Raw genomic sequence first — 20,688 nt, 5'->3', positions numbered from 1 at the left:
TGGCAAAGTTAATAAAAATGTCATTGGTAATTTTGCTTTCCCTGGCTTAATGATTAATAGGCGGGCACAAAATTAGATATGCGAATGAAACATAACATAGGTTTACTATCACTTAGTATAGCAGTAATTATACTGATAGGGGGAGGTCTACGAGCTCCAATTACAGCGGTTAGTCCAGTATTAACGGAGATAATAGCCGCATTGCAACTCAATAATATTGAGGGCAGTCTGTTAACATCAATCCCATTAATCGTATTTGCGAGTTGTTCTGTACTCGTCAGTAAAATTGCTGTGCGGTTCAATATTCACTATAGTTTGATTTTCTCGCTTATACTATTGTTGGCCGGTCTCTACGTTAGGGTCTATGGCAATATGGCTACACTATTCATTGGGTCTTTCCTTATTGGCTTGGGGATCTGTATTGGTAATGTAACTACTCCTGCTTATATCAAGACGTTTTTTCCTGATAGGATCGGTGTGATGACGGGAATATTTTCGGTAGGGATGAATTTTATAGCAGCATTAGCTTCTGGATTAAGTATAGGCATAGGTGAGTGGAGTGAAATGGGATGGAGAGGTTCCCTTGGAATATGGATGTTTTGGGTATTATTGGCTTTGTTGGCGGTTGTTATAGAAGCCTTTTTAGGGAGTAAAAATAAGACAGAGAAGGTGCATGTTGTTAGGGAGTCCCCGCAGAATTTTAATGTGTTCCGCTCCAGACAGGCCTGGTATATCAGTATATTCATGGGGATACAGTCTCTTGTCTATTACTGTTTGGTCGCTCTGCTCCCTGTCGTGTTGATTGATTATGGGATGGCCAAAGAGCAAACAGGCATTGTCCTGTTGATTATTCAATTGGCCATGTTGCCCGTTTTGTTTATCAGTCCTATAATAGCTACACGGTTGAAAGATCAAAAATGGATGATTTATGGAGTGGGGGTACTGATGTTTGGAGGTATCACGATGCTGATGTTGCTAAAATCACAGTTTGTTTATACTGCTGCCGTTATGATAGGCATATCTAGTGGATTAGCCTTTAGCCTTTCCATATTGTTTTTCTCACTCAAAAGCAAGACAATGGAGGGTACTATTAAGATATCGGGCAAGGCCCAATCGGTAGGCTATCTGATAGCAGCATTTGGCCCTCCTATATTTGGGCTGTTACATGATTGGGACGTTTCGTGGCAAAGTTCGTTTTATTTTCTGTTGCTTATGATTATCATTATGGTTTTCTTTGGCAGAGAGGCAGCCAAGCCGCGTTTTATTGAAGAACACTAGGCTGTTGTTGTATACTCTTGGCGAGACTACCAATCTGCTTGAGGCTTAATCGAAGTTGTTCTGTCCAAGGGAGACCAATACAAAGACGGAGGCAGTTGTGAAATTGATCCTGTAGGGTGAATATCCTTCCTGGGGATATACTTATTCCTTTTTTCAATGCATAATGGTATAAGACTTGCGTATCTGTGGCGCCAGGAAGTTCTACCCAAAGTGTAAGGCCCCCTTGCGGTCGACTAACCTTTGTGCCCTCGGGGAAAAACTCTGAAATAGCTAATGTATAGCGGAGGTAGTTTTCGTGGAGAGCCCTTCGCAATTGTCGGAGGTGGTTTTCGTATCTCCCTGTCATCAAAAAGTTTCCGACAGCTTCATTGACGATCGTTGGTGAGGAGATGGCGTGTACTAATTTAAGCTTTAGGAGCTTCTCTTTGTATTTTCCAGGAGCGACCCATCCGACACGATATCCAGGGGCTAATGTTTTGGATACAGAGCTGCACCAGAGCACATTGCCCTCTTTATCAAATGATTTACAGCATCTTGGACGCTGTGCCTCGAAATGGAGATCGCCATAGGTGTCATCTTCAATAAGTGGTATGTTATGTGCAGCTAGCAATTTTACCACCTTTTGTTTATGGGAATCTGGCATACAATATCCCAATGGGGTATTGTAGTTGGGTACTAGTAGACAGATATTTATTTGTGGTAATAGCGTTTCTAATGTGTCGATATCGATCCCGTATAAAGGATGCGTAGCTATTTCCAAGACTTGGAGCCCAAGACTGGCAGCGAGTTGAAGCGTTCCTGGATAGCATGGGCTTTCTAGAGCAATAGTATCTCCAGGGCTCGTTAAGGCCATCAGACAAAGTGCTATTGCATTCATACAGCCGTTGGTCGTGATGATATCGGTTTCTTTAAGATTACCTTCCCAGACCAGTGATCGGGCCGCTATCATGCGGCGTAGTTTTACATTGCCTTGCAGGGGTTCGTATTCTGTACCTCCCTCTTTTAGTGCTCGTGTAGCGAGGATAGTTTCTTTTTTTAATTTTGCCAGAGGCAACAGGTTTCCCGAAGGTACACCTATAGAAAATAAGGTCAGGTCATCTCGGCCCATAGTAGCGTAGACATCATTCATCAGTTCCTCAGGAGCCTTATTCTTTGCGAATGGAATAGGTGTGCTTACTTCAGGCAGGGGGAGCCTAAACTGCTGCAGAGAATTGACGAAATACCCCGACTGTGGTCGGGATTGTATAAGATATTGGCTTTCTAGTTCAATAAAGACACGTTTGGCGGTATTGATACTGATGCCATGCTGACTGCTTAACATTCTTACTGAAGGAAGTTTGTCTCCGGGTCTAAGTGTGCCTGATTTTATTTTGTCGGCAATGTTGCCTGCTATTTCGAGGTAGAGGAAGTTCTTTTTCATATAGCTCCAAATATAACTGTGTCTACTTGAATATCAAAAACTGTGACTGTGTTTGTTGGTCTTGAATGTCGAGCTTTGTGACAAAGCAAATGAGTATGGCAGAATTATATATAGATAAAGTAAAAAGTAAAGCGATGCAGGGCTGGATAAACGGCTTAATCGGAGTGGTGCTATTTAGCGGATCGTTGCCTGCAACACGTTGCGCTGTGTTAGAATTTGACCCTATGTTTGTCACCCTTGCACGGGCTACTATTGCAGGTATATTAGCTCTAGTAGCGTTATTGGTGTTCAAAGAGAAGAGACCGTCGAAAGAGCAGTTCCGTTCTTTGATTATTGTTGCATTGGGAGTCGTTTTCGGATTTCCGTTGTTGAGCGCTTTGGCATTACAACACATCACTTCTGCATACTCTATTGTTTTTTTAGGGGTGTTACCCGTGTCTACAGCTGTATTTGCGATTGTCCGCGGAGGCGAACGGCCTAAGCCAATATTTTGGATGTTCTCTGCTATTGGCAGTCTTCTTGTTGTAGGCTATGCAATCGCCCAAGGTGGCACAACATCGCCTATAGGCACACTGTTGATGTTAGGTGCAATTGTTCTTTGTGGGCTTGGTTATGCAGAGGGGGGCAAGTTGACAAAATCCCTAGGGGGTTGGCAAGTTATTTCTTGGGCACTTGTTATTTCGCTTCCAGTTATGTTGCCATTATTTTTTATCTATACGCCTGCTTCTTTTGAAGGAATCAGCATTGCGGCCTGGGGGAGTTTGGCATACGTGGCTTTATTCAGTATGTTTCTGGGATTTATATTTTGGTACAATGGACTGGCACAAGGTGGGATTGCTACGGTTGGGCAGTTGCAATTGCTTCAACCTTTTCTTGCGTTGGTGTTGGCGGCATGGTTACTTCATGAAACCGTCAGTATCGGGATGCTTGGGGTGACAGCGGGAGTTATCCTGTGTGTTATAGGGACCAAAAGATTTGCTAAATAGGGACTTTTATTCATATCATATCATGAGAATAGCATTAGTAGGTTATCAAAAACAAGAAAAGTTTGCGCAGGGTGTGGACAGGGATGAGGATACGGATTTGTTGCTGTTTCTTGAAAGTAAGGGCTTGGAGGTGGTGACAGCAGTCTGGAATGACCATGGAGTCGATTGGGCTGCATTCAATGTCGTTGTAATCAAATCGCCATGGGATTATCATAATCATTTACCTGATTTTTTAGGGTGGTTGGACTCTTTGGAGGCTATGGGGATTCGCGTGCTGAATCCTGTGGAGGTGATTCGTTGGAATAGTCATAAAAAGTATCTACAGGAAATCGCATCAAGAGGCTTGCCAGTCATTGTTTCGAAATACCTACAGAAAGGAGAAAACTTTAATGAACAATTGTTCGATGACTTGTGTAGCGATCGACTGGTGCTAAAGCCCTGTGTAAGTGCAGGGGCTCAGGACACTATAGTGATCGATCGCTCAAATTATGAGCATTGCCGTGATGGTATTGATCTGTTGTTGAACAAAGACGATATTATAGCACAACCCTTCGTGGACGAAATTAAAGCGGGCGAATGGTCTTTCTTGTTTTTCAATGGTGCATATAGCCATTGTGTTTTGAAAACCCCTAAGTCCGGAGATTTTAGGGTACAGCACTATCATGGCGGTCACATTAGCTATCCGACTCCCGATCCTATACATATCGCGGAAGCAAAAAGATACATCGATGATCTAGAGCAACAGATCTTATATGCTCGTGTGGACGGTGTGATCGTAAATGGAGAATTCCGATTGATGGAACTCGAATTGATAGAGCCTTATCTGTTCTTCAATGGGGAGGAGTCGCTTATGCAAAATTATTATGATGCACTGTTGGCTTTTGTCGTTCAGAAATAGTAATTCATATTTGAAATGTGTTTGTTTTGCTTTCATATGTGACATTTTTTTTAATACTGACGGGCTAGTTTTGTATTGTCTATAATTTTGGGTTATTCCCGATTTCCGGAAATAACCTGTTTTACAATTTCCTCGGTTCCGGTTGTTGATACGTATTTTGACAGCCGGAGCTTTTTAAAGCTGTTTTTTTATATTTTATCATTTTGGTTCTTCTTTTATCAAGCGATTTGCTTAGATTAGTGACCTTTTTAATTCTGTGGCCGGAAATACATGAGTAATGAAAGATCCTGCTTAGTTACATTGATTGTATTTTTAGAAGATGAAGAAATCAACAAAAAAAGCTGCTATAGGCTTTATATTCATTACCTTATTGATCGATATTACCGGATGGGGGATTATTATCCCCGTAGTCCCTAAGCTGATCGAAGAGCTGATACATAGTGATATCAGCGAGGCTGCTAAGTATGGCGGTTGGTTGGGCTTTGCCTATGCATCGACACAGTTTTTGTTTTCCCCTGTGGTAGGTAATCTGAGTGATAAATATGGAAGACGTCCGATTATATTAATCTCACTTTTCGCTTTTGGAGTCGATTATATTTTTTTGGCGTTAGCACCTACTATCTCTTGGCTGTTTGTCGGTCGGATTATAGCGGGGTTGACAGGAGCTAGTATTTCAACTGCCAGTGCTTACATTGCGGATATATCCACAGATGAGGACCGAGCAAAGAATTTCGGGATGATTGGTGCTGCATTTGGATTAGGCTTTATTATCGGTCCAGTCATTGGTGGAATACTGGGAGAATATGGAGCACGAGTGCCTTTTTACGCAGCAGCAGTACTATGTATACTCAACTTTATATACGGTTATTTTATCCTGCCAGAGAGTCTCAGTAAAGATAGGCGACGTGAGTTCAGTTGGAAGAGGGCCAATCCCATTGGTTCATTTAAGTTTTTGGGAAAGCATCCAGAAATATCAGGTCTGATTGTAGCATTGATTTTAGTCAATATAGGAGCACATGCTGTGCAGAGTAACTGGAGTTTTTTTACTATGTATGAGTTTGGATGGACCGAAAAGATGGTGGGAATATCACTGGGAGTACTTGGTTTGGTCGTGGGACTGGTGCAAGGAATATTGATCCGTTGGACCACGCCAAAATTTGGAGAAGAAAAAAACATCTACTATGGATTGATTTTCTATGCACTTGGTTTATTGCTATTCGCTTTTGCAAATCAAGGCTGGATGATGTTTGTGTTTCTCGTTCCTTACTGTCTTGGCGGTATATGTGGGCCTGCCCTTCAATCCGTGATTTCGAGAAATGTACCATCCAATGAGCAAGGAGCGCTTCAAGGAGCCCTTACAAGCTTAATAAGTGCGACCTCGATAGTTGGGCCACCCTTGATGACGAATCTATTTTATTACTTTACGCACGAGGAGGCGCCATTTCAGTTTTCAGGAGCGCCCTTTTTTCTAGGTTTTGTATTGATGGCGATTAGTGTTGTGATCGTATATATAGCATTTCAACGAAATAAGAGCGTGTAGCGCTAAGGCTAAGCTGAGGACCGTAGCTTCTTTTTTCATTATAATTTTGTTTAGTTGTGTAGCACTATTGGTACACAGTATCGCCTGTTGCCAATAAATCTATGATTATGTGTCTCGATCAGTCTTTTTTATAGAGATTACAATATTTTATGGAGGTGTTTTTTGAGAGTTTAAAGATTAAAATAGACCGGCTATTTTGTCTTTGATAATGTTTTTTATATCATTGTGTACGTAAACGATTGTGTTACGAGTAAATTTTAGATAGATGGGCAAGTTGTTGTTAGAAAATGGTGTTCTTATTTTTCCGCACCAAATCCTTGAAAATGGATATCTGTATATAGAGGATAAAAAGATTATTCAAATTGGTCAGGGAAAACTGGATGTAGGATCGCATGTAGAACGTATTGATGTAAAAGGAAGATATATTTCACCTGGCTTTATTGACATACATGTGCATGGTGGTGGTGGTTTTGATTTTATGGACGGAACTGTAGCGGCTTTTTTAGGGGTCTCCGAAACGCATGTACGTTTTGGTACGACGGCCTTGTGTCCAACGACGCTTACCGCCGAGGGAGAGCATATCTACACCGTGCTCGACGTCTATAAAGAAGCGTTTCCTCAAAATAAAAAAGGGTCGGCCTGGTTGGGGATGCATTTAGAAGGTCCTTATTTGGCGATGGCTCAACGGGGAGCACAGGATCCAAAATATATACGTGATCCTGATGTAGAAGAATACCGTCGTATTTTGGCGTATTCCGATGATATCGTGCGTTGGAGTGCAGCACCAGAATTGCCAGGAGCCTTGGAATTTGGGGGCTATTTGAAAGAACGTGGTATCCTTCCAGCGATTGCTCATACAGATGCACTGTTTGATGAGGTCGTAGCCGGTTATGATGCCGGTTTCCGATTAGCAACCCATTTTTATTCTGCAATGTCGACCATTATTCGTAAAGATGCTAAGCGTTATGCAGGAGCTATAGAGGCAGGGTACTACTTAGATGGGATGGATGTAGAGATTATTGCTGATGGTATTCATGTGCCGGCACCATTAATGAAATTGATATACAAAATTAAAGGTGCGGAGCGTATCGCCTTGGTTACTGATGCGATGCGGGGCGCAGCCATGCCTGAGGGGTTAAGTGTACTCGGAAGACAGGAAGACGGCCTGCAGGTACTCATTGAAGAGGGGGTTGCTAAATTACCAGATAGATCTGCTTTTGCGGGCAGTGTGTCCACTGCCAATAGGTTGGTTCGGAATTATATGCAATTGGCAGATATCTCTTTGGTCGAAGCGGTACGTATGATGACCGAGACTCCAGCCCGAATAATGGGGGTAGACAGTACCAAGGGAAGCTTGGCACGGCATAAAGATGCTGATGTAGTTGTATTTGATTCCGATATCCAGGTTTATATGACCATTGTTGAGGGAGATGTGAGGTACATAGCTAGGGAGGAAAACTAATAACAAATAATTAAATAACACCCAGAATAATAGATTTTAAAATATTGTGATTATGAGGAAATATGTAATAGTGGCTTTCGTGTTGGTGTTGATCCATTTATCTTCACTACAACACTTGGTTGCACAGGAATTTGCAGTTCGTGGATTTCACTTGGACCTTCGGGTACAGGTTATGAAGATGCCCGCCCTGAAGAAGTTTGCAAAACAATTGCACGATGGGGGAGTGAATACATTAATCATGGAATGGGAAGCTACATATCCGTTTGAAAATCATCACCTAATCCCGAACCAGTTTGCCTATACAAGGGATGAGGTCAAAGAATTTGTTCAATACTGTGAAGATCTAGGTATCGATGTGATTCCGCTACAACAGAGCTTTGGGCATGTCGAGTATATTTTAAGGCACTATCGCTATAAAGATTTACGTGAGGATCAGAAAGACTATTCGCAGATAAATCCATTACGGGAGGAGCTTGCTAAAGAACTTTTTACTGATCTCTATAAAGATATGATCAGTACACATCAATCCGACTATATTCATATAGGAGGGGACGAAACTTATCTATTGGGGCATTCTAAAGAGTCTCAGGCAAAAGTCGCTGCCGTAGGTAAGGGACGTCTTTATGGCGACTATATTAAGTTGTTGTGCGATATCGTCGTCAGCTTGGGCAAGAGACCAGTTCTGTGGGCTGATATTGCTATGAAATATCCGGATGCATTAGAGGGCTTGCCAGAAGAAGCGGTCTTTATTGACTGGAACTATGGATGGGATATCGATATGTTCGGTAAGCACAGTAATTTATTGAATGCGGGGTTTGAGATCTGGGGGGCACCCTCATTACGCAGTCATCCTGATAATTATTTTTTGACGCAATGGGAAAAACATTTTAAAAATATCCATGATTTTGTTCCGTTAGCAAGACAGTTTGGATACAAGGGGATGATCATGACATCCTGGTCTACGTCTGGTCTTTACGGTACTGCGTGGGAAAGTCCAAAGGATATCATAGAATTATATCCAGTTCGGAGAGTGTATCCTCTTGCCGGATTCAACATATTAATCGAAGCGTATTTCGAATCATTGAAGTCCGATGAAGCTTTGGATATAACTGCTTTTGTGTCCGCATATGCTGCGAATCGTTATGGTTTTAGTTCTGACGAGTCAAGACGTTTCTGGAATGCTCTTAAAGCTAATCCTTATGAGATTAATCAAGGTACGATCAGTTCACAATCTGTGTCCGTTACTACAATGAAGGATAGCGCCGAATGGGTGCTTAAGGAGTTCGAGGCTCTCAGGCCCAAGCAGCATAAAACAGAATATGCACATTATGTTTTGATGTCACAAATAAGATGGCGGTATCTGAAATATATGGAGATTGAAATGCGGTTGAATGCGCCCGATTTTAATAAGGATGAGCTTCCGGGAATGATGAAGACTCTGAGAGAGTTGCGTCGAAAAAACTGGAACAAAGAATTCGAGAAGTTAAATAGAGATTGGATGTATACTGCCGAGATTGAGCAGGAAAATGAACTGCGTAATAGTAAGATACAACTGTTAGAGGCGCGCCTTGATCGTTTAGGTAAACAATAGAAAAGAAATATAGGGAGAGTAAAAATGAAGTTAAGGTTATTGTTAATCACATGCTGTCTTATAGGGCAGTTTAATAATAGTAAAGCACAGTCCCAAGAGGAAGCTCCACTGGCGGTGAGTTGGCAGCCCTTGTTGAACAATTATGACGGGAAGGAACAGGCTCTTTCTGAACTGATCATTAAAAATGAAGGGGAAAAGCCTTTTCCTTGGGAAGGATGGAAATTATATTTTAATTTTATTCGACTAGCCGAGCCTGTAGATTCGTTACAGCCATTGGATGTACATCATATTAATGGAGACTATTTCTATTTCCAACCGAATCGTAATGGAAGTGTACTGATGCCAGGAGACTCCGTGAAATATACGTTGATTTCTAAATCATGGGTTGTCAATTATAACGATGCTCCACAAGGATTTTACCTTGATTGGGGCGGGGGACAGATGCAGCCCTTAAAAGCAGTAAATACCCTTCTTCCGCCTGAAGAGAAACCATTCTACAGAGTAGGTGGTGATGCTGAGATGGATGCGAAGAAGATATATGATAAGAATTTGCGCTACCAAAATGCTGCAATAAATACTTCTGGTATGATTCTGCCCACTCCTGTTTCTTCTCAGCTGGGGAAAGGTAATTATGTGTTACGGGATGATGTTGCTTTATACTACGATCCTGTGTTCCGTACGGAAGGAGAATTGTTGGCATCCGAGTTAAAGGAATTGTTTCATCTGTCAAGCCGTACGGGTTCGGCGGGAAGCAAAGCAAAGGGAGGAATTCAATTAGTAGAAGATAAATCGTTAGCAAAAGAAGCCTATAATTTAGAGATAACGAAGAATGAGATTCGTCTTTCGGCATCGGCAGGGGCAGGGATTTTCTACGCTATTCAGTCGCTCAAACTATTGATCGACCCACAATTCTATCATGCTAAGAATGTAAAACCAATAACTCTACCGACAGGTAAAATAGTGGATGAACCTCGCTTTGGCAGCCGTAGCTTAATGCTCGATGTAGCGCGTAATTTCCAATCGAAGGAACAAATTATAAAGATGCTGGATTTAATGGCACTCTATAAGTTAAATACCTTACATTTTCATTTGAATGATGATGAAGGTTGGCGTCTGGAGATTCCGTCTATTCCTGAATTGACAGAAATTGGTGCGCGCAGGGGACATTGGGAGAATGGTAAAGATAACGATTGGTTGCCACCGTCTTATGGTTCCGGTCCATTCCTTGACAACCCTCGTGCTAGCGGTTACTACAGTAAGGATGATTTTATAGAAATACTGAAATATGCTCAAAAACGGCATATTCAGGTGATACCTGAAGTGGAAACTCCTGGACATGCCCGCGCAGCTATCCAAGCGATGAATGTGCGCTATCGAAGACTCGTAGCACAGGGAGATCATGCCGGAGCAGTCAAATATTTGTTGCAGTCACCTGGTGATTCCTCAGTTTATAGATCTGTTCAAAAATGGAATGACAATGTTATGGATGTATCACTGCCTTCGGTTTATACCTTTTTGGAGCAGGTGACTGATGATATTGTTGCCATGTACCAAGAGGCTGGAGTTTCATTGGAGACAATCCATTTTGGAGGAGATGAAGTGCCTAATGGGGTATGGGAGCATTCGCCCGCTTTTGCTAAGTTTAAAAAGGAAGATAGCAGTATTAAGGAAACCAATGATTTGTGGATCCGACATTTCGATATTTTGTATAATATGTTAGCTAAACGAGGACTTCACCTTTCTGGATGGGAAGAAGTCGGGATGCAAAAAGTGATGGTTGATGGCAAGAAGAAATGGATTCCTTTTGAAGGCCTACAGGATAGTGGTGTCTATCTCAACGTCTGGAATAACCTTGGTGGAAACGAAGATCTTGCCTATCGTTTGGCTAATGCAGGCTATAAAGTTAAGCTTTCCTTTGTTAGTAATTTTTACTTGGATATGGCTTATTACAAGAGTTTTAGAGAGCAGGGTTTTTATTGGGGCGGGTTTATAGACCTGGAGAAGCCTTTTAGCTTTATTCCTTATGACTATCTACTGAACCAGCAAGAGGATTGGTTGGGGCGGCCATTGTCTGCTAAAATATTAACAGGGGCTGAAAAACTTTCTCCAAAAGGAAGGGAGAATATTGTTGGATTACAGGCGCTCCTTTGGTCAGAGACTATTAAGTCCGAAACTCAAATGGAACAAATGTTATTTCCAAGACTTTTGGCTTTTTGTGAACGTGCCTGGGCTGCTCCGGGTAAGTGGGAGGAAGGTGCTGATTCCACCGAATATCAAAAGTCTTTAAAGCATTTTTTTGCTGTTGTAGGTCAACGTGAACTGCAACGGTTGTCTTATTTGCACGGTGGGGTTTCTTATCGGATTCCGACACCGGGTGTTAAGGTGTTACAAAACCAGGTTCATGTTAATATGGAGCTCCCTGGGTTTGATGTGCGTTACACGGAGGATGGGGCAATCCCGACTGTAACAAGCGCCTTGTATAAGGGACCTATTGTTTATAAAAAAGGATTGGTATTTCGAGCATTCAACAGTGAAGGGGATTCTAGTCTTCCAGTTAGTTTAGATAGGAATTAATGTATCGATATTTCTCATCGATTGACCGTATTAATATTAAAAAAAAGTAGATCGCCGATTGGCGGCCTACTTTTTTACTTTTATAAATCAATATCTAGTTTCTATTTGACGAACCGCGTATGATCAGTTTGGTCTTAAGTATCACTTCCTGGTACTCCAGTGCTCGCATATCTTTATCTTCAATCTGTTGAATGAGTATTTTAGCGGCAACCAGTCCCATTTCGTATGCACTGTCATCGACGGTTGATATCTGTGGTTCGAGAATGGAAGAGATTGGGTAGTTACTAAAACCGATGATTGCTGTTTGAGTGGGGATGTCTATATTGTTGTTTCGAAATACTTTTAACGCCGCAGCAGCGGTATAGTCATTGGCACATACGATTCCATCTGGTAGTGGTGTGCTTTCGAGCAGAGCTTGAGCAACAACTTTACCTTCTTCATAACTTAGGTTTTTCGTTTCTTTTATCAAATGTTCATGTACCGGGAGGTGATACTGTGTTAGCGCTTTTTTGAATCCTTCCAGTCTTGATTTAAAAATTTCGGTACTTTGATTTCCGGCTATGTGCGCAATGTTTTTGCATCCCTGCTGTATCAGATGGGATGTTGCTTTGAAAGAAGCCTCAAAATCATTGATAATAACTTTGCTGGCTTTTAGCTGTTCGCTAGCGCGGTCATACACCACTAGTGGAGTGTTGGATTTACTTATTTTTTTTAAGTGATCATATCGTTTTGTCTCGAGCGCCGGACAGATTATTACGCCTGCCGCAAATGATGTTTCCAGCATATGGAGGATTTCTCTCTCTCTATGGTAGGAATCCTGAGATTGAAATATAGTGATCTGATAGCCTCGGTGGTAAGCATATTCCTCAATACCACTAATCACCTTAGAGTGAAATTCAATGTCAATCCGCGGACATATAACACCAATCGATTTTGTCTTTTTGCTTCTAAAACTAGAAGCTATGGGATCTAGGTGAAAGCCCATCTCTTTAACTTTCTCTTTGACGATCTTTTTCGTGTTCTCACTTATGGCCGGGTGGTTGGAAAGCACACGAGATATAGTTGACGTAGAAAGATTTAAAGACTTTGCAATATCTTTTATGGTGATACGTGATGCCTCCTCTTTTTTCATAATGAAATTTCCTATTTAGATTAGTCGAAGTTAATTCAATTTTTCATGAATTCAAATAATAATATTTTAACGTTTTATGCAAATGTTTGCATTGATTAAAATGTGTTTTGAGTCGTAATTTTGCTTCTGTTTTGTTTTTTTTGTGCAAATGTTTGCGTTGGTTTTATTTTTTGTTTACCTTGGCACTGACAAGTAACAGACGATATAAACTCAAGATCTGCATTATGATATTTACGACAAACCATTGTAAGTTAAAATGGAGTACATGTGCGTTTTTCTTTGCTTTTTCACTTTTATCTACCCTATTGATCGCTCCAACAAGTGTCTTTGGGCAACAGAAAGAAGTGACAGGTAAAGTGATCGATGCCAGTACCAAAGAGCCCCTGCCGGGCGTGAGTGTTAAACTCATGGGCCAAAATACTGGTGTAAGCACCAATAATGAAGGTGTATTTACTTTTAAAGATTTGTCAGAGGGCCAGTCTATTGTTTTCTCATTTTTAGGATACAGCAGTAAAACATTGAAGATAGGTGCTTCGACAAATTATACGATTGAATTATTAAATCTTGCAACCGAAATAGAAGAAACTGTAGTGGTCGGGTATGGCCGTCAGAAAAAGAGAAATCTAACAGGTTCTGTCGTTTCCGTAGGTTCGGCCGATATTGAAAAAACTACCCAACAGGATCCGATTTCAATCTTGCAAGGAAGAGCCGCCGGTGTGCAAGTCTCTTCTAATTCCGGTGCTCCTGGGGGCGAAATGACCATTCGTGTAAGAGGTAATTCTTCTTTAAATTCGGGTAATAATCCGTTGTTCGTTGTGGATGGTATCCCTATCGAGTCCAACTCTATATCCGCCCTGAATGGTACAGAAGGATCGGGTTTAAACCCGTTGGCGGATATAAATCCCAATGATATCGCGTCTATGGAAATTTTAAAGGATGCTGCTTCAACAGCGATTTATGGTTCTCGTGCAGCCAATGGGGTGGTGATGATTACTACAAAACGTGGGGCTGAAGGAAAGGCTGAAGTTTTACTTAATGCTACTACCGGTATTAGTTCCTTGACCAGGAAGCTTAGCGTCTTGAACGCGCGTCAGTATCGAGAAGCAGTATTGGATTCTTATCACGCATTGTCTAATCCAGAAGAACCTTATTACACGATTATTGACTCGCTAAATCCGATGAATAATGGTGATGTAGATTGGCAGGATGAACTAATGCGGGTCGCTCCGCAATATAAACTCGATCTTTCGGTACGAGGTGGTAATCAAGGTACAAAATATGCCTGGAGTTCATCTTATCTAGATCAGGATGGTGTGATTTTGAATTCGAATTATAAGCGTTTTACTTCCCGTCTGAACGTTGACTTTAATATATCGGAACGTGTACGCATAGGACAGAGTGTATCCTATACGAATGCCGTCAATAACCGTACGAATGCAGCCGGGTCTGGTAATCTTAGTATAATACGCAGTCTCTTGGTCAGGCCGCCCAATATGTCTATGTATCTTCCGGACGGATCACTCAATGGCTATATGATCGGACAGCGTAATCCTGTAGGAATGGCGCTTTATGCTACCAATCTCAACAAAAGCAACCGAATTATTGGAAGCCAATATGTAGAGATAGATATTCTTAAAGACTTAAAGTTCAGAAGTAACTTTAACTTGGACTATATTGCGATGAAGGAAGATGAGTTTATGCCTTCTATTCTAGATTATCGTGAAGGTTATAATACGGGGGCTGTTCGTTCATCAGGAAACCTAACTTGGGGCAATGAAAGCTATTTTACTTATAATAAAAGTATCGACAATACACATAATATAGGTGCCGTTGCAGGGATTAGTTTTCAAAGATGGCGGTATGACCGTACCGGCCTGAATGGCTCTTATTTTGCTAGCGATGATATCCGCACCCTAAATGGAGCTTCTGTTATCTCTGGTCAAGATGTAAACGTTGCTTCCGAGCATGCTATGCGCTCGTATTTTGGACGTCTTACGTATGATTATTTAGGTAAATACCTTTTGGAGTTCAACATGCGTGCGGACGGCTCGTCAAGGTTTGGACGGGATAAGCGCTTCGGTTTCTTCCCTTCGGCTTCTGCAGGTTGGCGTTTCGTAGAAGAAGAAGCGTTGAGCAATCTTAACTGGTTGAGCGACGGTAAGCTTCGTTTCAGTTTAGGTAGTACAGGTAATGAAGCGATAGGAGATTATACTTCTCGAGGAGAATTTACCTTAGGTACGAATTACCTTGACTTTTCTGGTGCAGCACCCACAGTGATGCCTAATGCAAGTCTGACTTGGGAAACAACGCATCAGTACAATCTGGGATTAGAATTAGGTTTTTTGAATAATCGGATTTTATTCTCTACGGATGCCTATTTGAAAAAAACAAAAGACTTGTTGTACAATGTCCCATTGCCGAGCACTACGGGATTTGAGTATGTGACACGTAATATAGGTTCAATAGAAAACAAGGGGCTAGAGTTTAGTTTGCAAACGCGAAACTTACAGGGAGCCTTCGGTTGGAGCACCAATATCAACCTCAGTTTGAATCGCAACAAAGTAACCTCCCTACCAGAGAATGTATTGACTAATGGTTATATCCGAAACGGTGATGTCCATATTCTTCAAGTAGGACTGCCTATTGGTGTTTTCTACGGATGGCAGTTTGATGGTGTATATGCCCGTGATGAAGATAATGTAAAAGGAGTTACGAATGGTGCCAATGGTCCTGCTTTCGTAGGTGGTGATCCGATCTGGCGTGATTTGAATGGAGATGGTATCATTAATGAAGATGATAGACAGATTATCGGTTACGCCGAGCCTAAGTATTTCGGAGGTGTTTCTAACGATTTCAGCTATAAGAATTTCAATTTGAATGTGTTTTTCCAATACTCCGTAGGAGGAGATATTTATAGCGAATTAAATCATCAGCGCAATTCAATAGTGCGTTATAACAATTTGTCTACAGATGCTTTGACGAGATGGCGTGAGCAAGGGGATGTAACCAACTTTCCTCGACTGATCCGTGATGACCCGAAACAATCGGATAGCCGCGTGCAGAGTAGGTGGGTAGAGGACGGTTCGTATATAAAATTAAAGAATGTTAACCTCAGATATTCGCTTAATCCGGAATGGGTTAAACGTATAGGCTTACGTAAGCTCGATGCTTTTGTAACTGCTACGAATCTAATTACCTGGACCAAGTATACAGGATTTGATCCTGACGTAAATTCATACTCTGGGCTTCGTGTAGGCTTGGATGAAGGATCTTATCCACAGAGTCGTACATTCATGTTTGGTTTAACATTCGGACTTTAATTAATAACCATGAAGAGATCATTTAAATATATATTAGGCAGTGCTTTGATGCTGCTTGTTGTCTCCTGTTCGGATTTGGATAAAGAGCCGATCAGTAATTTTTCTGGACAAGGATTTTATAAAAAACCTAGTGATGCACAAGCTGGTGTCACTGGGATATACAATAGCATGCAGTCGGTTTTTCGTTTGAATTTTGCATATTGGGGGGAGGGACGTGCAGACAACGTGACGACCAAGCATGCTGGAGACCCTAGGGCACTTCAGAGCAATGACCTGACGCCAATCATTAATTCTGCGAAATGGGATGGATTTTATACCCTTATATCTCGTGCTAACTATGCTATAAAATATACACCTCAGGTATTTGGAGAAGGCGAAAGTGCGCTTAAGAGAGAATTGCTCGGTCAAGCGCACGGACTACGGGCCGTCGCCTATTTCTATCTGACACGTATCTGGGGAGAGGTGCCTTTAATAACCGAACCTTATGAGAGTGTAGATCAGGACGTCTTTGTCAAAAGAAACGGCACGGACGAAGTATTGGCAAAGGTGGAAGAAGATCTATTGTTTGCTGTAGAGAACTGTTCTGCTAGTTATTCAGGTGCTAAAAACCGTGTGCTCTTTACAAAAGGAGCAGCATATGCCTTTCTTACCCAACTGTATATGTGGCAGAAAAGATATGATAAGGCGATAGCTGCTGCAGAAAAGGTCATTGGGGATTCGCAATACACCTTAGTGGCGATGAATGACTGGAACGATATATTTGTAAAAGGCGTGAGTACAGAGAGTATCTTTGAAATAGGGTACAATGAGGTGCAGACCAATGCATTGCGTACTCTTTATGCACTAGGTTCGGATAGTGATTATGTTCCCAGTACCAAATTTATAGCCTCTTTGGAGAAAGGCGACCTGCGTCAACCACGGATCTATGATGTGGCGGAAGTCCAACCTCGTAAAATATGGAAATTCTTTGGACAGGGGTTTAAAGATGAGAGTCCTGAACCGTCTTCCAACAACATTGTTTTAACTAGACTTGCGGATATTATCTTACTGAAAGCAGAAGCTCACGCGAACCTTAATCAGTCGGCCGAAGCGTTGGAACTGCTGAATCGTATACGAAAACGTGCTGGTCTGGACGTCATGGATGAAGCAACCGCAAATAATGAATACAAAAGCGTGATAGATGCGATACTGCACGAACGTTCGGTAGAGCTTTGCTTTGAAGGTCACCGCTGGTTTGATCTGGTACGTACCGGTACTGCAATTTCGACCATGCAACCTATTAATGGACTATCGAATAAAGGGAACCTATTGTGGCCATTACATGAAAGTGCAACCTTGAGGAATACGAACATGAAGCAAAATGAATTTTATAAGTAAGGTTATGAGAGAGGTAAAAAATATAATTACTCATCTCCTAATGGGGATTAGTATACTAATCTTGCTCTTTAGCTGCGAGATACAAGAAAGTTTTAATTACGACCCAGCTCCAGATAATACGAAGCTGAATATGTCAGCTCTAGCATATATTAAGAGTAATGATTCACTTTCCATGCTTAATGAAGCTATAGAGCGGGCACAGTTTCAGGAGATGTATGCCGAAAAGACAGGTCTGACTTTTATTGCTCCTAATAATGAAGCATTTCGTGCTTATCTAAAGGAAAATAAATATTCTTCTATAGCTGCTATTCCTCTTCCGATTTTAAAGAATATACTGCGTTATCATACGGTAAAAGATGAGGTCAATTTTAATGACCCAGATCTAGCACCCAGCAATAGGCCTATTGCTTATGAAACAGAAAATGGACAGACGATGTACCTGTCTCATACCAGTACCTATGTAGGATTGATTAATGAAGGTACCAATAGGCAATGGCAGATCAGAACTTCAAATCTAGTTCCGACGAATGGAGTGATGCATGTGGTGAATTTTGTAGTTTTCTACTCCGCTCCCACAGGTGATGCTAATGCTGAAAACCCTAACTTGGTGCAGGATACAATATTCGTGAAACAGGATGCTTATGTCAATGGTGGGGCAGAGTCGACGAAAAATTTCGGAACTGATCCGCTGTTGAGAATCAAAAATGTAGCAGGGAATGGTGATTACGACCGCAAGGCTTTTTTGATGTTCGATTTTGATGATTTTAAGAAGGAAGGCGTGATTACCGAAATTAAGATGCAACTGGCGGTGTCTTTTACGGCAGCCAAAGGTGTTGATTTGGATCTGTTTGAAACACCTAGCACCAGTTGGAGCGAAAGCTCACTTAATTTTAGTAATGCTGTGTTTCCGACGACACCACGTATCGCTTCTATCAAAACGAGTAAAGGAACTAATTTTAAGTTTGATTTAACCGATTATTATAAGGAGAAAAGTCCTAACGGTCTAAAATCTTTTATGTTGGATGGGCAGGCAAAATCTGATGAAACAGATGATATTGCATCCAAAGAGCACCCTACACTAGCACCACCGATGATTATTGCAACCTTGGCAAGTGGCGATTCGGAACTTGTATTAGAAGGTAAGAAAGATTTTGATGTAGAGAATGGAGGGATGTATGTGCTGTCTAATGATAATCTTCTCGTGAGTGGAGCTTCGGCTGGAGATATCATCTATACTGTTGAAGAGGTGCCAACCTTTGGCTGGTTGATAAAGGGAGCCGAGGTGTTAAAGAAAGGCAGTCGTTTTAGCCAACTTGACTTAGATCTTAAAAATATGGTGTTTATCCATGATGGGGAGACATTAGGTACTGGTCTTTTAGTTTTAACAGCACGAGATAAAGCTGGGGCTATATTGGATAATATTGAGCTTAACATTTCAGCGAAGTAGCATGATAAATTGGTGTTGGCTCGTATGTATTGTTATTGGAGGGCTGTTTTTTGCGAATTGCAGTAATTCTATTCCCGAAGTAGAGGTACCTCCCGTTGTTACAGATCGGGTTATTCAATTTTCTGGTATAGATTGGGTCGTACGTGCTACCAAAGATAAAAAGGAAGGACCAGGGCCGAATTTATTTTCGGCCTCTGATAAAAATGTGTGGGTGGATACCGAAGGACGCTTACATCTCAAGATAAGAGAGGAAGCGGGCTATTGGTATTGTTCAGGAGTAACAGCTAGGCGTTCTCTTGGTTATGGCAAGTATACGTTCTATGTCAATTCGGACATTACGAAATTGGATAAGAATGTAGTTGTAGGACTTTTTACCTATTTAGATGATGATCATGAAATCGATATCGAGTTTTCAAAATGGTCGATCGACGAAAATTTCAATGCACAATTTGTATCACAACCTTCGACAGTGACTGGCAATAAGGAGCGTTTTGATATTCTTCCCAACCTGGGGCCGACGGTACATTCCTTTGATTGGAGCGAGGAGGAGATAGCTTTTTCAAGCAGTTTCATGAATGATAAAGGCCATGAAGAGAGTATCTATGAGTGGATCTACAAGGGAAATCATGTTCCCAAAAAGAACAATGAGAAGCTGAAGTTAAATTTGTGGCTTTTTAAGGGACAGATGCCTGCTGATCTAAAGGAGCAGGAAATTGTGATTGACAGTGTGCATTTTGCAGCTGCTTAGGTACTGTTTTAAGGTGTTTTATTGTTGTTGTTCTTTTTGATAAATAAGTATAAATATGCATTTAGAAAATTTGAGAGTTGATATTTCCGAGACAGCTCGTGAAGCAGGTGAGAAGGCAGGAAGAGCCGTCGAAGCTAAATTATTGGAATTGCAGGCGTCGCAGGATGAGATACGTATTATTTTTGCGGCTGCTCCTTCGCAGGATTATATATTGGGTTATCTAACTCAGTCCAAAGAGATTGATTGGTCTAAGATCGTAGCCTTTAATATGGATGAATATATCGGTTTGCCCAATGGTGCTGAGCAGGCATTTTCAAATTATCTGGAGGATACAATTTTTAAGTTCGTGACACCTAAGGCTAAGTACTTTATTAACCCTTCTGGTACAGTTGATGAGGAGTTAGTACGTGTTACGGCACTTATAACTGAGAAGCCTATTGATGTAGTATGTCTGGGGATCGGTCAGAATGGACATATTGCTTTCAATGATCCACCCGTAGCAGACTTTGACGATCAGCAGGTTATCAAAGAAGTCGAGCTTGATCAGGTGTGCCGGATGCAGCAAGTTATTGATGGTTGTTTTGCTGACATCAAAGAGGTGCCGACTCATGCATTGACATTGACTATACCTACTATTATGAAGGCTTCTAGTCTGTACTGTGTAGTCGTGGGCGAGCATAAGGCTGAGGCGGTGAAGCATACCTTGTATTCCGAAATAAGTACGCTTTGGCCATCTACGATATTGCGGGAACACGTCGATTGTCAATTCTTTTTTGACGAAGCGGCCTGTCCTAAAGTATGAGTTTCTAGTTTAGATCTGTTTTAAGTTAAATGCATAGTTCGTCGAGACTGTGCATTTTTTTCTAAGAAAGCATACTTGTTAGTGATCCAAGAGAGGTAAAACTTTAATACTGA

14 protein-coding genes are annotated in these 20,688 nt (G+C 41.4%); 12 read left to right on the top strand and 2 right to left on the bottom strand.

Features of this window, described 5'->3' with window-relative positions; all coding sequences use genetic code 11:
• The first annotated feature begins 84 nt into the window (after nt 1-84).
• Nucleotides 85-1,278, top strand: a complete 1,194-nt coding sequence (locus tag M472_RS39890; protein ID WP_021071615.1) for a CynX/NimT family MFS transporter — start codon at nt 85-87, stop codon at nt 1,276-1,278.
• On the opposite strand, the gene M472_RS39885 is transcribed toward M472_RS39890, so the two are convergent.
• Entirely contained in the window at nt 1,262-2,698 is a 1,437-nt protein-coding gene (locus M472_RS39885; RefSeq protein WP_021071614.1) for an aminotransferase-like domain-containing protein, read from the bottom strand. The two genes, M472_RS39890 and M472_RS39885, sit on opposite strands and share 17 nt — an antisense overlap.
• A 95-nt stretch (nt 2,699-2,793) precedes the next feature.
• Between M472_RS39885 and M472_RS39880 the strand changes: the two genes are divergently transcribed.
• From M472_RS39880 to M472_RS39855, 6 genes are all read left to right on the top strand, one after another.
• On the top strand, nt 2,794-3,684 hold the full coding sequence (locus M472_RS39880) for a DMT family transporter (RefSeq protein ID WP_051146154.1): 891 nt from the start codon (nt 2,794-2,796) through the stop codon (nt 3,682-3,684).
• Between the two features lie 22 nt (nt 3,685-3,706).
• A complete protein-coding gene (locus M472_RS39875; RefSeq protein ID WP_021071612.1) occupies nt 3,707-4,582 on the top strand; it encodes an ATP-grasp domain-containing protein in 876 nt (291 codons plus the stop codon).
• Between the two features lie 319 nt (nt 4,583-4,901).
• Nucleotides 4,902-6,122, top strand: a complete 1,221-nt coding sequence (locus tag M472_RS39870; RefSeq protein WP_021071611.1) for a TCR/Tet family MFS transporter — start codon at nt 4,902-4,904, stop codon at nt 6,120-6,122.
• Nucleotides 6,123-6,387: 265 nt separating this feature from the next.
• Complete coding sequence (gene nagA / locus M472_RS39865) at nt 6,388-7,584, top strand: N-acetylglucosamine-6-phosphate deacetylase (RefSeq protein WP_021071610.1); 1,197 nt, start codon at nt 6,388-6,390, stop codon at nt 7,582-7,584.
• Nucleotides 7,585-7,636: 52 nt separating this feature from the next.
• Nucleotides 7,637-9,175, top strand: a complete 1,539-nt coding sequence (locus M472_RS39860) for a beta-N-acetylhexosaminidase (protein ID WP_021071609.1) — start codon at nt 7,637-7,639, stop codon at nt 9,173-9,175.
• Nucleotides 9,176-9,199: 24 nt separating this feature from the next.
• Nucleotides 9,200-11,749 carry a family 20 glycosylhydrolase gene (locus tag M472_RS39855; protein ID WP_021071608.1) on the top strand — a complete coding sequence of 850 codons (2,550 nt, stop codon included), beginning with the start codon at nt 9,200-9,202 and terminating at the stop codon, nt 11,747-11,749.
• 94 nt (nt 11,750-11,843) lie between these two features.
• On the opposite strand, the gene M472_RS39850 is transcribed toward M472_RS39855, so the two are convergent.
• Nucleotides 11,844-12,881 carry a LacI family DNA-binding transcriptional regulator gene (locus M472_RS39850; RefSeq protein ID WP_021071607.1) on the bottom strand — a complete coding sequence of 346 codons (1,038 nt, stop codon included), beginning with the start codon at nt 12,879-12,881 and terminating at the stop codon, nt 11,844-11,846.
• Between the two features lie 224 nt (nt 12,882-13,105).
• Between M472_RS39850 and M472_RS39845 the strand changes: the two genes are divergently transcribed.
• From M472_RS39845 to M472_RS39825, 5 genes are read left to right on the top strand one after another with little or no spacing between them, the layout of a single operon-like run.
• Nucleotides 13,106-16,201 (top strand): SusC/RagA family TonB-linked outer membrane protein, encoded by a 3,096-nt coding sequence (locus tag M472_RS39845; protein ID WP_031301933.1) that lies wholly within the window; start codon nt 13,106-13,108, stop codon nt 16,199-16,201.
• A 9-nt stretch (nt 16,202-16,210) separates the two neighbouring features.
• A complete protein-coding gene (locus tag M472_RS39840; protein ID WP_021071605.1) occupies nt 16,211-17,578 on the top strand; it encodes a RagB/SusD family nutrient uptake outer membrane protein in 1,368 nt (455 codons plus the stop codon).
• Nucleotides 17,579-17,582: 4 nt separating this feature from the next.
• Nucleotides 17,583-19,025 (top strand): CBM96 family carbohydrate-binding protein, encoded by a 1,443-nt coding sequence (locus tag M472_RS39835; protein WP_235049526.1) that lies wholly within the window; start codon nt 17,583-17,585, stop codon nt 19,023-19,025.
• A 1-nt stretch (nt 19,026) separates the two neighbouring features.
• The gene (locus M472_RS39830) at nt 19,027-19,773 is read left to right on the top strand and encodes a glycoside hydrolase family 16 protein (protein WP_021071603.1); all 747 of its coding nucleotides are present in this window, start codon (nt 19,027-19,029) and stop codon (nt 19,771-19,773) included.
• A gap of 55 nt (nt 19,774-19,828) precedes the next feature.
• A complete protein-coding gene (locus M472_RS39825) occupies nt 19,829-20,575 on the top strand; it encodes a 6-phosphogluconolactonase (protein WP_021071602.1) in 747 nt (248 codons plus the stop codon).
• Nucleotides 20,576-20,688: the final 113 nt, after the last annotated feature.

Source organism: Sphingobacterium paucimobilis HER1398 (assembly GCF_000416985.1).
Classification (GTDB): Bacteria; Bacteroidota; Bacteroidia; order Sphingobacteriales; family Sphingobacteriaceae; genus Sphingobacterium; species Sphingobacterium paucimobilis.
This window is presented reverse-complemented; position numbering and strand designations above follow the sequence as displayed.

Coding starts and splice junctions, on each gene's coding strand:
- M472_RS39840 (WP_021071605.1), top strand. CDS start 16,211: ATGAAGAGATCATTTAAATATATATTAGGCAGTGCTTTGATGCTGCTT.
- M472_RS39855 (WP_021071608.1), top strand. CDS start 9,200: ATGAAGTTAAGGTTATTGTTAATCACATGCTGTCTTATAGGGCAGTTT.
- M472_RS39830 (WP_021071603.1), top strand. CDS start 19,027: ATGATAAATTGGTGTTGGCTCGTATGTATTGTTATTGGAGGGCTGTTT.
- M472_RS39885 (WP_021071614.1), bottom strand. CDS start 2,698: ATGAAAAAGAACTTCCTCTACCTCGAAATAGCAGGCAACATTGCCGAC.
- M472_RS39860 (WP_021071609.1), top strand. CDS start 7,637: ATGAGGAAATATGTAATAGTGGCTTTCGTGTTGGTGTTGATCCATTTA.
- M472_RS39845 (WP_031301933.1), top strand. CDS start 13,106: ATGATATTTACGACAAACCATTGTAAGTTAAAATGGAGTACATGTGCG.
- M472_RS39870 (WP_021071611.1), top strand. CDS start 4,902: ATGAAGAAATCAACAAAAAAAGCTGCTATAGGCTTTATATTCATTACC.
- M472_RS39875 (WP_021071612.1), top strand. CDS start 3,707: ATGAGAATAGCATTAGTAGGTTATCAAAAACAAGAAAAGTTTGCGCAG.
- M472_RS39850 (WP_021071607.1), bottom strand. CDS start 12,881: ATGAAAAAAGAGGAGGCATCACGTATCACCATAAAAGATATTGCAAAG.
- M472_RS39835 (WP_235049526.1), top strand. CDS start 17,583: ATGAGAGAGGTAAAAAATATAATTACTCATCTCCTAATGGGGATTAGT.
- M472_RS39890 (WP_021071615.1), top strand. CDS start 85: ATGAAACATAACATAGGTTTACTATCACTTAGTATAGCAGTAATTATA.
- M472_RS39880 (WP_051146154.1), top strand. CDS start 2,794: ATGGCAGAATTATATATAGATAAAGTAAAAAGTAAAGCGATGCAGGGC.
- nagA (WP_021071610.1), top strand. CDS start 6,388: ATGGGCAAGTTGTTGTTAGAAAATGGTGTTCTTATTTTTCCGCACCAA.
- M472_RS39825 (WP_021071602.1), top strand. CDS start 19,829: ATGCATTTAGAAAATTTGAGAGTTGATATTTCCGAGACAGCTCGTGAA.